Consider the following 17,845-nt stretch of genomic DNA (forward strand, 5'->3'; position numbering starts at 1 on the left):
CCCGGAGTGAGTTCCGGAGTACGGGACACCGCCCGTCGTACGTCCCGGCGCGAGCGCCCCGGCGTCAGGTCGTCGTCCGCCTGCGCCGCGCGCCCGCCCGCCGCTCGCTGGGCCGGGTGACCGGGTCGCCCGCGTCGAGGGCCGCCGTGCGGCGCCGCGTGCCGAAGTCCGCGAGGGCCGCCGCCAGCTTGAGGACCGACGGCTCGGGAGCCATCACGTCCACCCGCAGGCCGTGTTCCTCGGCGGTCTTCGCCGTGGCCGGGCCGATGCAGGCGATGACGGTGACGTTGTGCGGCTTGCCCGCGATGCCGACCAGGTTCCGCACGGTCGACGACGAGGTGAAGAGGACCGCGTCGAAGCCGCCGCCCTTGATGGCCTCCCGGGTCTCCGCCGGGGGCGGCGACGCGCGCACGGTCCGGTAGGCCGTGACGTCGTCGACCTCCCAGCCCAGCTCGATCAGGCCGGCCACCAGCGTCTCGGTGGCGATGTCGGCGCGCGGCAGGAAGACGCGGTCGATCGGGTCGAAGACCGGGTCGTAGGGCGGCCAGTCCTCCAGGAGACCGGCGGCCGACTGCTCGCCGCTGGGCACCAGGTCGGGCTTCACGCCGAAGGAGATCAGCGCGTTCGCCGTCTGCTCGCCGACCGCGGCGACCTTGATGCCGGCGAAGGCACGGGCGTCGAGCCCGTACTCCTCGAACTTCTCCCGGACGGCCTTGACCGCGTTCACCGAGGTGAAGGCGATCCACTCGTAGCGTCCGGTGACGAGGCCCTTGACGGCACGTTCCATCTGCTGCGGGGTGCGGGGCGGCTCGACGGCGATCGTCGGGACCTCCTCCGGCACCGCGCCGTAGGACCGGAGCTGGTCGGAGAGCGACACCGCCTGTTCCTTCGTGCGCGGGACGAGCACCTTCCAGCCGAACAGCGGCTTGGACTCGAACCACGACAGCTCGTCGCGCCTGGCGACGGCGGAACGCTCACCGACCACGGCTATCACCGGCCGGCCGCCCTCCGGGGAGGGCAGCACCTTCGCCTGCTTCAGCGTCTGGGCCACCGTGCCGAGCGTGGTGTTCCAGGTGCGCTGCCGGGTCGTCGTACCGGCGACGGTGACCGTCATCGGGGTGTCGGGCTTGCGGCCCGCCGAGACCAGCTCCCCGGCCGCCGAGGCGACCGAGTCGAGCGTGGTCGAGACGACGACCGTGCCGTCCGAGGCGCCGACCTCGGTCCAGCAGCGGGCGGAGGCCGTGCGGGCGTCGACGAAACGGACGTCGGCGCCCTGGGCGTCCCGCAGCGGAACACCCGCGTAGGCGGGCACACCGACCGCGGTGGCGATGCCGGGCACGACCTCGAAGGGCACGCCCGCGGCCGCGCAGGCCAGCATCTCCTCGGCGGCGTACGCGTCGAGACCGGGGTCACCGGTCACCGCACGTACGACCCGCCTGCCGCCCCGTGCGGCCTCCATGACAAGATGTGCGGCATCCCGCGACGCGGGAAGGCCAACGGTTTTTGACGTTCCGTCAACGACCGTGAGCTGCGGCGCCGCCGTGCCCGCGGCCGGGCCCGCAGAGGGTCCCGGGTCCGTGGGCAGCACGGTGACGCCCTGCCTGGTGTGGGCACGGACGACGTCGAGCACCTCGTGCTCGGCGACCAGTACGTCCGCGTTCGTGAGCGCCTCGACGGCGCGCAGTGTCAACAGGCCCGGATCTCCGGGCCCGGCACCGAGGAAGGTGACGTGCCCGTGTTCGGGACCGGCGGGAAGGGTGGTGGGGCTCAAAGTGCTCGCTCCCCCATCAGACCGGCCGCGCCCTGGGCAAGCATCTCGGCGGCGAGTTCGCGACCGAGCGCCGTCGCCTGCTCGTGCGTGTGGGGCACGGGACCGGTGGTGGACAGCTGCACCAGCGTCGAGCCGTCGGTGGTGCCGACGACGCCGCGCAGGCGCATTTCCTTGACAATCTGCCCGTCGGCCAGCAGGTCGGCCAACGCACCCACGGGTGCGCTGCAGCCGGCCTCCAGGGCGGCGAGCAGTGACCGCTCGGCCGTCACGGCGACCCGCGTGAACGGGTCGTCGAGTTCGGCGAGCGCGGCGATCAGAGCTGCATCCTCGGGGGAGTTGTCCACCCTGCACTCGATCGCCAGTGCCCCCTGGCCGGGGGCGGGCAAAACGGTGTCGACCGACAGGAAGTCGGTCGCCTCGTCGATCCGGCCGATGCGGTTGAGCCCCGCTGCGGCCAGGACGACGGCGTCGAGTTCGCCGTCGCGCACGAACCCGATCCTGGTGTCGACGTTCCCGCGGACCGGGACGGTCTCTATGTCCAGTCCGCGGCTCGCCGCGTACGCGTTCAACTGCGCCATGCGGCGCGGCGAACCGGTGCCGATCCGGGCGACGCCGGACGCGGCCGACGCGGCGAGTTCGGCGAGCTTGTGACCCTCGCGGGCGACGAGCACGTCCCGCGGGTCCTCCCGGACCGGGATCGCCGCGACCACGAGCCCGTCGGGCTGCGCGGTCGGCAGGTCCTTCAGGGAGTGCACCGCGAAGTCGACTTCGCCGCGCAGCAGCGCGTCGCGCAGCGCGGTGACGAAGACGCCGGTGCCGCCGATCTGCGCGAGGTGCTCCCGGGAGGTGTCGCCGTAGGTGGTGATCTCGACGAGCTCGACGGGCCGTCCGGTCACCTGGCTCACGGCGTCCGCCACGTGCCCGGACTGGGCGAGGGCGAGCTTGCTCCGCCTCGTCCCCAGTCTCAGTGCCTTCTCAGTCATGCTGGCCCTCGGTTCTTGCCGTTCTTGTCGGTGCCGCCCCCGGCGCGGGACACGGCGGCCACCGTCTCCTGGTCGAGGTCGAACAGGGTCCGCAGCGCGTCCGCGTACCCGGCGCCGCCGGGCTCGGCCGCGAGTTGCTTGACCCGTACGGTCGGCGCGTGCAGGAGCTTGTCCACGACGCGCCGCACGGTCTGGGTGATCTCGCCGCGCTGGCGTTCGTCGAGCCCGGGGAGGCGCCCTTCGAGGCGGGCGATCTCCCCCGCGACCACGTCGGCCGCCATGGTGCGCAGGGCGACCACGGTGGGCGTGATGTGCGCGGCGCGCTGGGCGGCGCCGAACGCGGCGACCTCGTCGGAGACGATACGCCGGACCTGGTCCACGTCGGCCGCCATCGGGGCGTCCGCGGAGGCCTCGGCCAGCGACTCGATGTCGACGAGGCGGACACCGGTCAGCCGGTGCACGGCGGCGTCGACGTCCCGCGGCATCGCGAGATCGAGCAGGCACAACACCGGTGCGGGGCGCGGGACTTCGGCGACGGGCTCGGGCCTGCGGTGCTCGCGGACCCGGCCGGCGGTGGCGGCGGTCGCGGCGAGCGCGGTGATCAGTTCGGCGTCGCTGTCGCCGGCCCGGCGGGCGGGCTCGCGGCGGCCGGGGACACCGTTGTCGACCCAGGCGGCGTGCTGTTCGAGGGTCGCGGCGTCCATGCCGGCGACGGCGGCCTCGCCGGCCACGGAGAACCCGCTCTGCGCGGGCACCGCCGACAGGTCGAGCGGACAGCCGTCCTCGGCGCCGGCGCCGGTGGGCGGCAGCGTGCCGGAGGGCTCCACCGCGGGCTCCGCGGACTCGGCGACGGGGCGCCCGGTGCGCTGCTCGACGGCGTTGGCGACGGCCTCGGCGGTGAGCACGAGCCCGGTCGCGCCGGTGCAGGAGACGGCGACGTCGGCACGTGTCAGTTCCACCGCCACGTCGGCCATGGGCACGGCACGCGCCCGTACGCCGGTGTCGTCGCCCTCGGTGAGGATCCGAGCGAGACGCTCGGCGCGGTCCAGGGTGCGGTTGGCGACGACGATCTCCTCGACGCCGGCCCGCGCCAGGGTCGCGGCGGCCAGCGACGACATGGAGCCGGCGCCGATCACCAGGGCCCGGCGGCCCTTGGCCCACGCCTCGACGGCGCCGCCGGCGGCGAGCTGTTCGAGGCCGAAGGTCACCAGGGACTGCCCGGCGCGGTCGATGCCGGTCTCCGAGTGGGCGCGCTTGCCGACCCGCAGCGCCTGCTGGAACAGGTCGTTCAACAGCCGCCCGGCGGTGTGCAGTTCCTGCGCGCGGGCCAGGGAGTCCTTGATCTGGCCGAGGATCTGGCCCTCGCCGACGACCATCGAGTCGAGCCCGCAGGCCACCGAGAACAGGTGGTGGACGGCCCGGTCCTCGTAGTGCACGTAGAGGTGCGGGGTGAGCTCGTCGAGGCCGACGCCGCTGTGCTGGGCGAGCAGCGTCGACAGCTCGGCGACCCCGGCGTGGAACTTGTCCACGTCGGCGTAGAGCTCGATGCGGTTGCAGGTGGCCAGCACCCCGGCCTCGGTGGCCGGTTCGGCGGCGACGGTGTCCTGCACCAGCTTGGCGCGGGCGTCCTCGTTCAGCGCGGCGCGCTCCAGGACACTGACCGGGGCGCTGCGGTGGCTCAGCCCGACGACGAGCAGACTCATGCCGGCATCACGGCGGGTACGTCCCCGTCGGGTCCCTTGTCGGCGGACTTGGCGCGCACCGCGGCGGGCGGGCGCGCGGCACCGGCGGCGGCTTCCTCGCCGGCCTTGCGCTGCTCGTGGAACGCGAGGATCTGGAGCTCGATCGAGAGGTCGACCTTGCGGACGTCGACGCCCTCCGGCACGGACAGCACGGTCGGCGCGAAGTTCAGGATGGAGGTGACACCGCCCTCGACGAGCCGGTCGCAGACCTGCTGGGCCGCGCCCGCGGGGGTGGCGATGACGCCGATGGAGACACCGTTGGTCTTGATGATGTCTTCGAGGTCGTCGGTGTGCTGGACCGGCATACCGGCGACGGAACGCCCGGTCAGCGAGGGGTCAGCGTCTATGAGGGCGGCGACCCGGAACCCGCGCGAGGCGAACCCGCCGTAGTTGGCGAGGGCGGCGCCCAGGTTGCCGATACCGACGATGACGACGGGCCAGTCCTGGGTCAGGCCCAGTTCGCGGGAGATCTGGTAGACGAGGTACTCGACGTCGTACCCGACCCCGCGGGTGCCGTACGAACCGAGGTACGAGAAGTCCTTGCGCAGCTTCGCGGAGTTGACCCCGGCCGCGGCCGCCAGCTCCTCGGAGGAGACCGTGGGGACCGAACGCTCCGACAGTGCGGTCAGCGCGCGGAGGTACAGCGGAAGCCTGGCGACGGTGGCCTCGGGAATCCCTCGGCTGCGGGTCGCCGGTCGGTGAGTTCGGCCAGTTGCCACGGTGCTCCTGCGGGTAGAGCGGGGCTGTGGACGGTCATACGTTCCCGGACCGCCCCGTCCTGTGCAGGCTATGTCTTTGTGAACGCGTGCACAAAGATGGTGTCCGATTTGCCCGGTCAACGTGACCGGGGTCACGCGCCCCCGGCGTGCGCCGCCGGAACCGGTCCGCGAGTACCGTCGTGCCTCTCGATTTGGGGGCAAAACCGAACACTCTCCTCAACGATTCCCTCCCCCGAGGCACAGCCGCCTCAGATCCTAAGTGACTTTTCAGGACCACTCGGACCGTGCGCACCGCACCCGGGGGCGGCTCGGAAGACGCCGTTCCCTATGTGAGGGCTTTGCGCAGACGCTTCTCGTCGACGCGCCAGAAGGTGTGCTGCGCCCCGTCGACGAGGACGACGGGGATCTGCTCCCAGTACTTCTCGTACAGCTCCGCGTCGACGCTGATGTCCTTGGCCTCCCAGACGACCCCGAGTTCGCCGCAGACCCTCTCCACCACCACCTGGGCGTCGTCGCACAGGTGGCACCCGGGCTTGCGCACCAGGGTCACCACCCGCCCCGCCGAACCGCCCGAACCGGATCCCTTGCGAAAGAGCGCACTCATGGGCCCCATTCTCGCGCGGAACCACACCGCGGAAACACCCCGCGGACAGCCCCCGGGACCCCCGGGGAACCCCGTCCCCGTGCCACCCCCGCCCCGCCGCCGCGCCCCGCGACACGCGCGCGGGCGCGCTTCTTTAACCACGCGGTCGCGGAGAGTTCACAGCCTGCGAACCTCTCGACTCGGGAAGCACCGAACAAACTGGCTATGCTCACGCCATGGCCGCTCTCGGATGGCTCACTCCCCGTCGGCGCTCCGCCACCGCCCGCAGCGTGCTGGCGGGCGAGGCCGCGGCGGAGGCCGCACGCAAGTCCACCCAGGAAGAACAGGCGTCGTCCCCCGCGGACACGGAACCCGAGTTCCCGGTGCCCGGTGACGACCGCGCCGCCGCGTTCTTCGACCTGGACAACACCGTGATGCAGGGCGCGGCCCTGTTCCACTTCGGCCGGGGCCTGTACAAGCGGAAGTTCTTCGAGACCCGCGACCTGGCCCGGTTCGCCTGGCAGCAGGCCTGGTTCCGCCTGGCCGGCGTCGAGGACCCGGAACACATGCAGGAGGCCCGCGACTCGGCCCTCTCCATCGTCAAGGGCCACCGCGTCTCGGAACTCCAGTCCATCGGCGAGGAGATCTACGACGAGTACATGGCCGAGCGCATCTGGCCCGGCACCCGCGCGCTCGCCCAGGCCCACCTGGACGCCGGGCAGCGCGTCTGGCTGGTCACGGCGGCCCCCGTGGAGATCGCCCAGGTCATCGCCCGCCGCCTCGGCCTGACCGGCGCCCTCGGCACGGTCGCGGAGTCGGTCGGCGGCGTCTACACCGGCCGCCTGGTGGGCGAACCGCTGCACGGCCCGGCGAAGGCGGAGGCGGTGCGGGCACTGGCCCACGCCGAACGCCTGGACCTGTCGCGGTGCGCCGCGTACAGCGACTCGCACAACGACATCCCGATGCTCTCGCTGGTGGGCCACCCCTACGCCATCAACCCGGACGCGAAGCTGCGCAGGCACGCCCGCGACCTGGACTGGCGCCTGCGCGACTACCGCACGGGGCGCAAGGCGGCGAAGGTCGGCATCCCCGCCGCGGCGGGCGTCGGCGCGGTGGCCGGCGGCACGGCCGCGGCCATCGCCCTGCACCGCCGCCGGCGCTGAGAACGACCACTCCCCGCAATCAACCGGCACCACCTGATCCGGTCACCCCTGCCGTAAATCAGGGAATCCCATGGATGTACGCGCGCAACCGCCTGGCCGGTCGCGTTGGCTGCACACCGCCACAACACACCCCGGACACAGGCGGAAGACGAACCGAATCGATCAACGAACGGTCACTCTGCGGTACTTGACGGGACGGCAATCGGTTACGGAAGCGACGTAATCGATGATTTGAGCAACTGGGTGTAGCAGCGCCTGTACGAAGCGTTATTCTCCTCAGACGCAAACCGGTACCCCTCCGTCGCTACGACGGGTGAACGGTCCCGCACTGCACGTGATGGAAGTTCTGCCTCTGGGAGTCCCGTGTACCCACACGTCGGGGTTGACGCCTCGGGCCTGTCGGCGTTGCGCAACATGTTGCGCGGTGTCGTCCCCACCACGTATCCCGTCCCGGCCTTCGCCACCGCCACGCCGTCCGGCCCGTGCTACGCACTGGCCGAGAGCAGCGCGGCGGTCGGCAGACGAGGCCGCTCCACGGGGGCGACCACCGCACGCCGTCCGGCCCGCGACAGTGACAGCGGTCGCATGATGGACCTCGTGGAGCGCGCGCAGGCCGGCGAGGCCGACGCCTTCGGGCGCCTCTACAACCAGTACAGCGACACGGTCTACCGCTACATCTACTACCGGGTCGGCGGAAAGGCGACCGCGGAGGACCTGACCAGCGAGACCTTCCTGCGCGCGCTGCGCAGGATCGGCACCTTCACCTGGCAGGGCAGGGACTTCGGCGCGTGGCTGGTGACCATCGCGCGGAACCTGGTCGCCGACCACTTCAAGTCGAGCCGCTTCCGGCTGGAGGTGACCACCGGGGAGATGCTCGACGCGAACGAGGTCGAGCGCTCACCGGAGGACTCCGTCCTGGAGTCGCTGTCGAACGCGGCGCTGCTCGACGCGGTCCGCAGGCTCAACCCGCAGCAGCAGGAGTGCGTGACGCTCCGCTTCCTCCAGGGGCTGTCCGTCGCGGAGACGGCGCGGGTGATGGGCAAGAACGAGGGCGCGATCAAGACCCTCCAGTACCGGGCCGTGCGCACGCTGGCCCGGCTCCTCCCCGACGACGCGCGCTGAGCGGGGCGGGACCGGCTCCGCCCGGAACCCTCCGACACGCTCCGCAATCGCCAACTCACCTTCCGTGAAAGTCTGTTGACTTCGCGATCCGATCATCCGCCGCGCGTAACCCAAGTGCCGAGCCGCTCGTTGTGCGGGATACAGCCTCCCTGTGGTCGCTCTTCAACCGCGGGAGTCGACCGTCATGATGAGAGGAGGTGCCGCCAGTGATCGCAAACGTATCGGCGCACCGGCGGGCGAACGCCTTCGCCCAGGCCCTGGAGGACCAGTCCGACGAGGGCACTGCGGCCGAACAGTCCGAAAGATCGGCACCTGTCCCGGCCGCCGTGGAACAGACCGAGCAGGGCCGTCTCCTTGCCCTCGCCACCGGCCTCGCCGAGCTGCCCAAGCCGGAGCTGGACCCCGAGGTCAAGGTGGTCCAGCGCGCCCAACTGGTCGCGGCGATGGAAGCCATGCTCCAGGAGGGCACCCTGGGCGGTGGCGCGGCGGACCCGTCCGTGCCCGAGCAGCGCTCCCACCGGGCCAGGGGCTCGCACCGGGCGACAGGTCTGGCCAAACTGCGCCCGCGGTCCCGCCTGACGAAGGGCCTCGCCGCGGGCGGACTCAGCGTCGGGGTCGCGGCCGGTGCCTTCGGCGGGGTGGCCGCCGCCAGCTCCGACGCGCTGCCCGGCGACTCCCTGTACGGCCTCAAGCGGGGCATAGAGGATTTCAAGCTCGGCCTGGCCCACGGCGAGGACGAGCGCGGCCAGATGTACCTCGACCAGGCCTCGACCCGGATGAGCGAAGCCCGCCGCCTCCTCGAACGGGGCAGGGGCGGCCACCTCGACCACGAGTCGCTGAACGAGATCCGGCGCGCCCTGTCCGGCATGCAGCACGACGCCTCCGAGGGCCACCGCCTGCTGCACGAGGCGTACGAGCGCGACCCCGGCTCGCTGCGCCCGATCCAGGCACTCGACGCCTTCTCCCGCTCGCACCGCCAGGCCTGGGGCGCGATGCGGGACAAGCTCCCGGTGCAGCTCGGGGACGTCGGCGACCAGGTCTCGTCGATGTTCGACGCCATGGACGACGAGGTCGCCCCGCTGAAGTCGCTGCTCCCGGAACCCCCGGCCAGGGGCGGCACGAGCGGCGGCGGCCGGCACAGCGCCGGGCCCACGACGGGCAGTTCCTCGTCCGGCACGGGCAGGTCGGCCGCGCCGAGCGCCGGACACGGCTCGTCGTCCGCGAGCGAGGGCCAGGGCCACAGCGACAGCCCGTCCGGAGGGTCCACGGACTCGGGCAAGAGCAGGGGCAGGACGGACGACGGCCTGCTCGGCGGCAACAGCGGCGGACTGCTGGACCCGCCGGCGGACAGCGACAGCGCGTCGCCGTCGACGAGCAGGACACCGTCGGCGGACCCCGACGTGACGATCCCGCCGCTGCTCCCGGGGCTGCTCCCGGGCCTGGGCATCGACAGCGAGGACGCCGACTAGCGCACGAGCGACACCTGTCGGGGCGCCTCCTGCGAGGGGGCGCCCCGACTCGCGTGCGTGCCCGGCCGCCGGAGGAGACGGGCCGGAAGCGCGACGGGTCAGAAGAACACGGACCGCCGCTGCACCAGCAGCTTGTACAGCGAGTGCTGGATCTGCTCGCGCACCTGGTCGGTCAGGTTGAACATCAGCATGGGGTCGTCGGCGGCCTCCGGCGGATGCATGTCCGTACGGATCGGCTCGCCGAACTGGATGGTCCACTTCGTCGGCAGCGGCACCAGGCCGAGCGGCCCGAGCCACGGGAAGGTCGGCGTCACCGGCATGTACGGGAAGCCCAGCACCCGCGCCACCGTCTTGGCGTTGCCGATCATCGGGTAGATCTCCTCGGCGCCGACGATCGAGCACGGCACGATCGGTGTGCCGTGCCGCAGCGCGGTCGACACGAACCCGCCCCGGCCGAACCGCTGGAGCTTGTACCGCTCGCCGAACGGCTTGCCGAGCCCCTTGAACCCCTCGGGCATCACCCCGACCAACTCACCCTGCCCCAGCAGCCGTTCGGCGTCCTCGGCACAGGCGAGGGTGTGCCCGAGCTTGCGGGCCAGCTCGTTGACGACGGGCAGGACGAACACCAGGTCGGCGGCGAGCAGCCGCAGATGGCGGTCGGCGGGGTGGTGGTCGTGCACGGCGACCTGGAGCATCAGCCCGTCGAGCGGGAGGGTCCCCGAGTGGTTGGCGACGATCAGGGCGCCGCCCTCGGCGGGGATGTTCTCGATGCCCTTGACCTCGACGCGGAAGTACTTCTCGTACATCGGCCGCAGCAGCGACATGAGGACCTGGTCGGTGAGTTCGGCGTCGTAGCCGAAGTCGTCGACCTCGTAGTCGCCGGTGAGCCGACGGCGCAGGAAGGCGAGCCCGCCGGCGACCCGGCGTTCGAGGCGGCCGGGCCCGGCCTCGTTCCCACCCACGGACGCGGCCTGCCGGGACGGCTGTTGCTCACGCGTCTCGTGCGTCTCGTTCGATTCGTGCGACTCACGGGGCATCGGTACATCATCCTGCGCGGGTGCTGTTCCCGGCAGGGGCTGCTGCATCTCGTGGACCGCGGCCGGCTTGCCGCCGGCCGGGCCGGTGCGCCTGCCCGCGGCGCTCCGGCGCCGCGACGGGCGCGGCACGGAGGTCCCGCGGGACCGGTCGTCGTCGAACGGAATGACCTTGGCGTCCGCCATCGTTGGTGCGCTCCTCAGTTGGCGCTCGGCGTCGGAGGACGGCCACCGCCCGCGACGGGCAGTGCCGCGACCCGCTCGACGGCCCTCGCGAGGACCTCCGGCGGCAGGAGTCCGGGGCCGGCGGCCCGGACGAAGTCCGCGAACGTCTCCGCGGTGGTGTACCTCGGCGAGAAGCCGAGCGTCTCGCGCATCTGGTCCGTCGACACGACCCGCCCGTGGGTGAGCAGCCGGATCTGCTCCGGCGAGAAGTCGGTCACCCCGAGCGTGCGCACCAGCGAGCCGGCCCAGGTGACCGCGGGAAGCAGCAACGGCACGGTGGGGCGGCCCAGTCGGCGCGAGCACTGGGACAGCAGCAGGACGCCGTCGCCGGCGATGTTGAACGTGCCGCTGTTGAGGGTGCCCCGCTCCGGCTCGTGCGCGGCGACGCGCAGCACGTCGATCACGTCGTCCTCGTGCACGAACTGGAGCCGCGGGTCGTAGCCGAACACGGTCGGCAGCACGGGCAGCGCGAAGTACGAGGCGAGCGGGGAGTCGGCGGTGGGCCCCAGGATGTTCGCGAAGCGCAGCACGCACACGGCGACGTCGGGTCGGCGCCGCGCGAAGCCGCGCACGTAGCCCTCGACCTCCACGGCGTCCTTGGCGAAGCCGCCGCTGGGCAGGGACTTCGCGTCGGTGGACTCGGTGAACACGGCGGGGTCGCGGGGCGCGGAACCGTACACGTTGGTACTGGACTTGACCACGAGCCGCTTGACGGTGGGGGACTTCTGGCAGGCACCGAGCAACTGCATGGTGCCGATGACGTTGTTCTCCTTGGCCGAGGTGCGGCTGCCGCTCCCGAGGGGGGTGGCCGTCACGTCGAGGTGCACCACGGTGTCGGCGGACGTCTCCGCGAGCACCCGCCCGATACCGGGATGCCGGATGTCCGCCTGCACGAAGTCCGCACCGCCCAGGTGGTGCTCGGGCGGGACGGCGTCGACCGCGACGACCCGGTCGACCCGGGGGTCACGCTGGATCCGCCGCACGAAGCGGCCTCCGAGCTGCCGGGCGACCCCGGTCACGAGCACGACCTTCCCCAAGATCAGCACCTTCCCTCCCGCGCTCGGCGGGACACGTGGTCCTCGGTTCCCGGGTCCCCCGGCCCCGACCCCTTAGTACCGCATCGCACCACGCGGGCGGGCGGGACGCGCGCACCCGCGGCGGCGCCGGTACCGGCCCGCCGTGTTCCCACGGTGCGGCCAACCTAGCCGCAGGATGTTGCCCCGTGATGACCGCGGGCGGTGCGGGAGCCCGCGCGCCGGGCCGCGCGGCCCGGCTCCGGACATGGCCGTGGCCCCCCACCGATACCGGTGGAGGGCCACGGAACACGCTTTGCGGCGTCGCTTACTTCTTGTTGCGACGCTGAACGCGCGTGCGCTTGAGCAGCTTGCGGTGCTTCTTCTTGGCCATCCGCTTGCGCCGCTTCTTGATAACAGAGCCCACGACTACCCTCGCTCACTTCTCATCACTCGGTGCTGGGCGCCATGGGCCCATACGACCTACAAGGGGCCAGCCTACCCGCCCGAGCGCTGAGGTCGTAATCGAGGCCGTCTCAGGCCGTCTCGACCCCCACATAACTCTCGCGGAGGTACTCGTGGACCGCTTGCTCCGGGACGCGGAAGGACCTCCCCACCCGGATCGCGGGCAGATGACCGCTGTGCACCAACCGGTACACGGTCATCTTCGACACTCGCATCACCGAGGCGACCTCCGCCACGGTAAGGAACTGGACCTCGTTCAGAGGCCTCTCGCCAGCAGCCATGACACACCTGAACCTTCCGCACTCGACGGTCACCGGCTTCCCCTTCCGGTGACTCTTCGTCGTTGCGTGCTCACTCCCCAGACTAGGGGCGTGTGATGCGAATGGGGAAGAGGTACACCCATCGGCGGCCTACCGTGACAGACACGCTCGATTGAGTACGTAGCGGGTAAGCGGCCGGTAGTAATCAGACCGCACAGCGTCATCAAGTGGAACGGCGACGGACACCTGCCCCTCCGCCTCCCCGACGAAGAGCGCGGGGTCGTCCGTATCAGCGAGCCCAATGGCCTCGAACCCCAGCTGACCTGCTCCGCAGACCCACCCGTGGTCCCCGATGACCAAGCCCGGAAGCGGTCCGCCGGCCTCCGCCGCGGCGGCCAGAACGGTACGAACCGGCAGCGGCGAGTGGGTGTGCACGCCCGGCTCACAACCGGGGCGCAGTGGGCCCGGGTCCCGCACCAACCCGACGCCCCGAACGTAGTCGAGGTTGTAGGTGCGTAGACCGAACCGGGTCGTTATGTCGACACAGTGACCCCACGCGGGGGTGAGGACAGTACACCCCGCCGTCGACAGGGCACCGGCCAACTCGGCGTAGAAGGTGAGCAGTCGGTGCGGGTGACCGGTCCCCAGCAGTACGGGGACACCGGAGCGGACGGCCGCGGCGAGCCGCTCGGCGAACGCGTCGAGCGCCGCCAGCGTCCTCTCCGGATCAATCACATCACACCCCGAAGTATGCAGAGGATCAGCCGAAACTCCACACTTGGCGGCCATCAGTCCGATCAGGTCCCGCTCGTCCCACGACCATGCGGGATTCAGGCCGATCAACACCCTGGGGTCCCGGGCCGCGAAGAGCCGGTAGCTGCGCAGGCTCTCCTCGCGGGACGTGGCCACGGGCCCGGCGAGACGGGCGGCCAGCAGATGCGCGCGCAGCGCGCCGGTGCTCAACACGACCGCGATGCTTGCCGATTGGGGCGCGCGGACGGGCCGGAAAGCCGAAAACACCGCACAGTCGGCGTAACGGGTCCGACCGGCCGGGGGACCCGGCCACAACATCCCCACGCACGCCGGGACTTGGCACCGCCGAGCGGCACCCCCTCGGCCGCGCGGGCGCGAACACCCGCCGCTAGGCGAGCAGTCCGCGCAGCGGGAACACCGCCCTGCGGGCCGCGAGGACGGCCTGGTCGAGGCGGTCCGCGGGGTCGTAACCGGCCTCCCAGTCCGCCCAGGACACCGGCCACCGCCCGTCGGTCATCCGCGAGGGCGCCAACTGCCGTGTGCGTGCGAAGACTTCCTGCCGCCAGCTCTCGGGCACGGCCGACTCCGGTTCGATCTCACGGCCGGCGGCCACCCCCACCAGATGGGTCCACGACCGCGGCACGACGTCGACCACCGCGTAACCGCCGCCGCCCAGCGCCACCCACCTGCCGTCCGCGTGCTCGTGCGCGAGCTCGTGGCAGGCGACCTGCACCGCCCGCTGCGCGTCCAGGGACACCGCGAGGTGCGCGAGGGGGTCCTCGAAGTGCGAGTCGGCGCCGTGCTGGGTCACCAGCACCTGCGGCCGGAAGTCGGCCAGCAGCTCGGGCACCACCGCGTGGAACGCCCGCAGCCACCCCGCGTCCCCGGTCCCGGCCGGCAGCGCCACGTTCACCGCGCTGCCCTCGGCGCCGTCCGCGCCGGTCTCCTCCGGCCAGCCGGTCTGCGGGAACAGGGTGCGCGGGTGCTCGTGCAGCGAGACGGTCAGGACCCGCGGGTCCTCCCAGAACGCGGCCTGCACACCGTCCCCGTGGTGCACGTCCACGTCGACGTACGCGATCCGCTCGGCGCCCAGCTCCAGCAGACGGGCGATCGCGAGCGCGGCGTCGTTGTAGACGCAGAAGCCGGACGCGGCACCCGGCATCGCGTGGTGCAGCCCGCCGCTGAAGTTCACCGCGTGCAGCGCCTCACCGCGCCACACCGCCTCGGCGGCCCCCACCGACTGGCCGGCGATGAGCGCGGACACCTCGTGCATCCCCGCGAACGCCGGGTCGTCCTCCGTGCCGAGCCCGTACGAGACGTCGGCCGCGGCCGGGTCCGCCGAGGCCGCCCGCACCGCGTCGATGTAGTCCTGTCGGTGCACGAGCCGCAGCGTCGAGGCACCCGCCGGCTTCGCCGCGACCACCGCGAGGTCCCGGTCGAGTCCGAAGGCGTCGACCAGGCTCCGGGTCAACGCGAGGCGGACCGGATCCATCGGGTGGTCCGGACCGAAGTCATATCCCGTTACCGCTTGGTCCCACATCAGCTGTGCGCGCCCGCTCATGCTCGCCACCGTATCGGTCCGCGTGCGGCGCGAACGAGCGGGCGTACACCAGCGTCACCAGCACCAGGACCATCGGTACGAGCATCGCCCCGCGGTAGCTCCACGCGTCGCCGAGCGCGCCCACGAGAGGCGAACCGACAAGGAATCCGACGTAGTTGAAGATGTTGAGGCGGGCGATCGCCGCGTCGGAGGCGTTCGGGAACAGCCGCCCGGCCGCCGCGAACGTCTGCGGCACCAGCACGCACAGCCCCAGGCCCAGCAGTGTGAAGCCGAGCATCCCGACCCAGGCGCCCGGGGCCAGCGCCACCACCGCGAAGCCGAGCGCCGCCACCAGTGTGCCGAGCCGGACCACCACGACGGCGCCGAAGCGCCGCACCCCGAAGTCCCCGATGGACCGCCCCAGCAGGGTGGTCACCATGTAGACGTTGTACGGCACCGTCGCGAGCTGCTCGGAGCTGCCCAGCACGTCCTGGAGGTACTTCGCGCTCCAGTTGGAGACGGTCGAGTCACCGATGTACGCGAACGTCATCACCAGGCACAGCGGCAGCAGCAGCTTGAAGACGACCGTCCCGTGCGAACCGGCGCCCTCCACGGCGGCACCGGGACCGCCCTCCCCGCCCTGAAGCCCCGCGACGCCCTCCGCCCCGGCCGCCCCGGGAGTGCCGTCCACGTACCAGCGGCTGCCGATCAGCACCGCCGGGACCAGCACCGCGACCACCGGCAGGTACGACACCCACAGGGCCAGGTGCCAGTGCGCGCCCGCCCACGCCAGGGAGGCGCCGAGGATGCCGCCCAGGCTGTACACGGCGTGGAAGCCGAGCATGATGCTGCGGCCGTACGCCCGCTGGAGGCTCACCCCCAGCATGTTCATCGTCGCGTCCAGCGCCCCGACGGAGAGCCCGAACACCGCGAGCGCGACGGCCACTTCGACCAGCCGGTCGCCGGCACCGACCCCGAGCAGCGCCAGCATCGCGGTCGGCTGGCTCCAGCGCAGGAGACGGCTGGGCGGTATTCGCTTCACCAACTGCTCGGTCGTCACACTGCCGACGCCGGCGAGGATCGGCACCGCCGCGAGGAAGACGGGCAGCAGCGCGTCGGAGATCCCGTAACGGTCCTGGATGGCGGGGATCCGCGTCACCAGCAGGGCGAAGGCGGCCCCCTGGGCGAAGAAACTGAACGCCAGGGAGGCCCTGCCGCGCCGCAGCACATCTGTCATGGCGGCGAGCGTAGGGCCCCCGTGTACCGATGGGTAGATCCGCAAAAGATGAATTCGTTTCAGCTTCTCCGGCCCCGCCCGCCACCTCCCCGCGCACCCGGCCCGTGCCGGACGGTCACGCCTCTCCCCGCAGGGCGCTGACCTGCTACGCGGCGCTCGCGGAGACCTGTCCGGCGGCGACGCGGGAGGCGGCGGCGGGGACCTCGCCGCCGGCCGGCGTCCGCTCCGCGGTTTCCCCGCCGCGGACCTCGGCGGCGAGCATCGCCACCATCGGCCCGGCGGCCAGGCCACCCCCGAGCAGGAAACCGAGCAGCATCGCCACGGCCAGGATCACCGAACCCAGCCAGACCATGGTGTCCACGGGCAGTACGTAGACACCCACCACGCGCACGACGCACTCGGCGAGCAGCACCACTCCCCACACCAGCGAGAAGACCCGCTCGGCCCGCCGGAAGGCCCTCGACCCCGCCGCCAGCCGCTCCCACGCGGCCTCGCGCTCCGGGACACCCTTGACCAGCCAGGGCTTAAGCCCGGCGGTCATCATGGGCCGCCCGCACGCGACGGAGACGAGGATCCCGATGCCGATCGCGCTGCTCGCCGCGCTGTCCTTGGCCAGCATCGTCCGCGGGTCACCGGTGGCGAAGCCGACTGCGAGGCCCACGACGTTCACGAAGAGGATGAGCGCGGCCAGCCCGTTGAGTTCGCGGTCCTTGACCACGCTCCACACCGTACGGGCGGCCGGCACGACACTGCTGGCGGCGAGCGCGACGAACGTGCTCACGCCGAAGGCGTCCTTGAGCAGGTAGTACGACCCCACGGGGACCGCCACGTCCAGGACCAGCGGCAGCAGGTTCGCGAGGTGACCACGGCGGTTGTCCGAGTTCTTCGTCATGCCCTCAGCTTCGCGAAGGACCCAGGTCCCCCGGTAGGAACGATCGTCCACAGCTGTGCATGACAGATGTCAGGGCGTACGCCGGGCCACGTGTCAGGCCACCGCTCAGGCCAGCAGGTCGAGCAGTTCCCCCATGGTCGAGAAGAGCCGGTCGGCGCCGGAGAGCCGCTCGGCGGGCGTCATGGCGGTGAACCCGTACACGTCCATCCCGGCGGCCACGGCGGCCTGCACGCCCAGCGGGCTGTCCTCCACCACCGCGCACCGCTCGGGCGCGACGCCCATCTGCCGTGCCGCGTACAGGAAGAGGTCGGGCGCCGGCTTGCCCCGCCCCACGTCCTGCGAGCTGAAGACCCGCCCCTCCTCGAACCACCGGTCGAGCCCGGTCTTGCGGTGTCCCACCCGGATCCGCTCGTGACTCCCGGACGACGCGACGCAGTACGGAACGCCGTCCGCCGCCAGCTTCGCCAGGACGTCGACGGCACCCGGTACGGGCTCCAACTCCCGCTCGAACGCGGCGAACACACGCGCGTGGAAGACGTCGTCGAAGTCGGCCGGCAGCCGCTGCCCGGTGCGCTCGGCCACGAGGTCGTGGATCCGGTGCATCGCGGACCCCATGTAGTCGTGCAGCGCCTCCTCGTACGTGGTGGGGTGCCCGAGCTCCGTGAGGTACGCGGCGAGGTGCGTGTTGGAGATGGGCTCGCTGTCGACGAGCACACCGTCGTTGTCGAAGATCACGAGGTCGTAGCGCATCCTCCGACGATAAACGACCGCGAATGTCTCCGGAAATGCGAAAGAGCCCCACACCATACGGTGTGGGGCTCTCCCATAAAAATTGTTCGGCGGCGTCCTACTCTCCCACAGGGTCCCCCCTGCA

The 17,845-nt window shown here is 71.9% G+C and carries 16 protein-coding genes and 1 pseudogene; 3 read left to right on the forward strand and 14 right to left on the reverse strand.

From position 1 onward, the window contains the following. Nucleotides 1-64: 64 nt before the first annotated feature. The 5 genes from ACFZA0_RS34580 to ACFZA0_RS34600 all read right to left on the reverse strand — a co-directional run bounded on the left by ACFZA0_RS34580 (nucleotide 65) and on the right by ACFZA0_RS34600 (nucleotide 5,828). Complete coding sequence (locus ACFZA0_RS34580; RefSeq protein WP_391024358.1) at nucleotides 65-1,771, reverse strand: uroporphyrinogen-III synthase; 1,707 nt, start codon at nucleotides 1,769-1,771, stop codon at nucleotides 65-67. Beyond that, nucleotides 1,768-2,754 (reverse strand): hydroxymethylbilane synthase, encoded by a 987-nt coding sequence (gene hemC, locus ACFZA0_RS34585; RefSeq protein ID WP_391024360.1) that lies wholly within the window; start codon nucleotides 2,752-2,754, stop codon nucleotides 1,768-1,770. The genes ACFZA0_RS34580 and hemC overlap by 4 nt, the downstream gene beginning before the upstream one ends. Next, nucleotides 2,751-4,457, reverse strand: coding sequence for a glutamyl-tRNA reductase (locus tag ACFZA0_RS34590; RefSeq protein ID WP_391024362.1), 1,707 nt, complete (start codon nucleotides 4,455-4,457; stop codon nucleotides 2,751-2,753). Before ACFZA0_RS34590 ends, hemC begins: the two co-directional genes overlap by 4 nt. Continuing rightward, nucleotides 4,454-5,215, reverse strand: coding sequence for a redox-sensing transcriptional repressor Rex (locus tag ACFZA0_RS34595; protein WP_391024364.1), 762 nt, complete (start codon nucleotides 5,213-5,215; stop codon nucleotides 4,454-4,456). The genes ACFZA0_RS34590 and ACFZA0_RS34595 overlap by 4 nt, the downstream gene beginning before the upstream one ends. Nucleotides 5,216-5,540: 325 nt before the next feature. Further along, nucleotides 5,541-5,828, reverse strand: a complete 288-nt coding sequence (locus tag ACFZA0_RS34600; RefSeq protein ID WP_391024366.1) for a glutaredoxin family protein — start codon at nucleotides 5,826-5,828, stop codon at nucleotides 5,541-5,543. Between the two features lie 206 nt (nucleotides 5,829-6,034). Here ACFZA0_RS34600 and ACFZA0_RS34605 point away from each other — a divergent pair, with 206 nt between their 5' ends. The 3 genes from ACFZA0_RS34605 (at nucleotide 6,035) to ACFZA0_RS34615 (ending at nucleotide 9,552) form a co-directional block, all read left to right on the forward strand. Further along, nucleotides 6,035-6,961 (forward strand): HAD-IB family hydrolase, encoded by a 927-nt coding sequence (locus ACFZA0_RS34605; RefSeq protein WP_391024368.1) that lies wholly within the window; start codon nucleotides 6,035-6,037, stop codon nucleotides 6,959-6,961. A gap of 363 nt (nucleotides 6,962-7,324) precedes the next feature. Next, a complete protein-coding gene (locus ACFZA0_RS34610; RefSeq protein ID WP_391024370.1) occupies nucleotides 7,325-8,083 on the forward strand; it encodes an ECF subfamily RNA polymerase sigma factor, BldN family in 759 nt (252 codons plus the stop codon). Nucleotides 8,084-8,289: 206 nt separating this feature from the next. After that, nucleotides 8,290-9,552, forward strand: coding sequence for a DUF5667 domain-containing protein (locus ACFZA0_RS34615; RefSeq protein ID WP_391024372.1), 1,263 nt, complete (start codon nucleotides 8,290-8,292; stop codon nucleotides 9,550-9,552). A gap of 98 nt (nucleotides 9,553-9,650) precedes the next feature. Here ACFZA0_RS34615 and ACFZA0_RS34620 read toward each other — a convergent pair whose 3' ends face one another. From ACFZA0_RS34620 to ACFZA0_RS34660, 9 genes and pseudogenes are all read right to left on the reverse strand, one after another. Further along, nucleotides 9,651-10,772 (reverse strand): 1-acyl-sn-glycerol-3-phosphate acyltransferase, encoded by a 1,122-nt coding sequence (locus tag ACFZA0_RS34620; RefSeq protein ID WP_391024374.1) that lies wholly within the window; start codon nucleotides 10,770-10,772, stop codon nucleotides 9,651-9,653. Between the two features lie 14 nt (nucleotides 10,773-10,786). Beyond that, entirely contained in the window at nucleotides 10,787-11,848 is a 1,062-nt protein-coding gene (locus tag ACFZA0_RS34625; protein ID WP_391024389.1) for an NAD-dependent epimerase/dehydratase family protein, read from the reverse strand. A gap of 304 nt (nucleotides 11,849-12,152) precedes the next feature. Continuing rightward, a complete protein-coding gene (locus ACFZA0_RS34630) occupies nucleotides 12,153-12,251 on the reverse strand; it encodes a 30S ribosomal protein bS22 (protein ID WP_003948845.1) in 99 nt (32 codons plus the stop codon). 109 nt (nucleotides 12,252-12,360) lie between these two features. Beyond that, the gene (locus tag ACFZA0_RS34635; protein WP_093781815.1) at nucleotides 12,361-12,570 is read right to left on the reverse strand and encodes a helix-turn-helix domain-containing protein; all 210 of its coding nucleotides are present in this window, start codon (nucleotides 12,568-12,570) and stop codon (nucleotides 12,361-12,363) included. A gap of 129 nt (nucleotides 12,571-12,699) precedes the next feature. Continuing rightward, complete coding sequence (locus ACFZA0_RS34640) at nucleotides 12,700-13,515, reverse strand: phosphatase (RefSeq protein ID WP_391024377.1); 816 nt, start codon at nucleotides 13,513-13,515, stop codon at nucleotides 12,700-12,702. Between the two features lie 175 nt (nucleotides 13,516-13,690). Continuing rightward, entirely contained in the window at nucleotides 13,691-14,863 is a 1,173-nt protein-coding gene (locus ACFZA0_RS34645; RefSeq protein ID WP_391024379.1) for an acetoin utilization protein AcuC, read from the reverse strand. Then, nucleotides 14,814-16,193: pseudogene (locus ACFZA0_RS34650) on the reverse strand (MFS transporter); the annotation flags it as partial. The pseudogene ACFZA0_RS34650 and the gene ACFZA0_RS34645, both read right to left, overlap by 50 nt. Nucleotides 16,194-16,224: 31 nt before the next feature. Further along, on the reverse strand, nucleotides 16,225-16,971 hold the full coding sequence (locus ACFZA0_RS34655; RefSeq protein WP_391024381.1) for a VC0807 family protein: 747 nt from the start codon (nucleotides 16,969-16,971) through the stop codon (nucleotides 16,225-16,227). Between the two features lie 105 nt (nucleotides 16,972-17,076). Next, a complete protein-coding gene (locus ACFZA0_RS34660) occupies nucleotides 17,077-17,721 on the reverse strand; it encodes an HAD-IA family hydrolase (protein ID WP_391024383.1) in 645 nt (214 codons plus the stop codon). Nucleotides 17,722-17,845: the final 124 nt, after the last annotated feature.

The organism is Streptomyces sp. NPDC008150, assembly GCF_042956945.1.
In the GTDB taxonomy this organism is placed as follows: domain Bacteria; phylum Actinomycetota; class Actinomycetes; order Streptomycetales; family Streptomycetaceae; genus Streptomyces.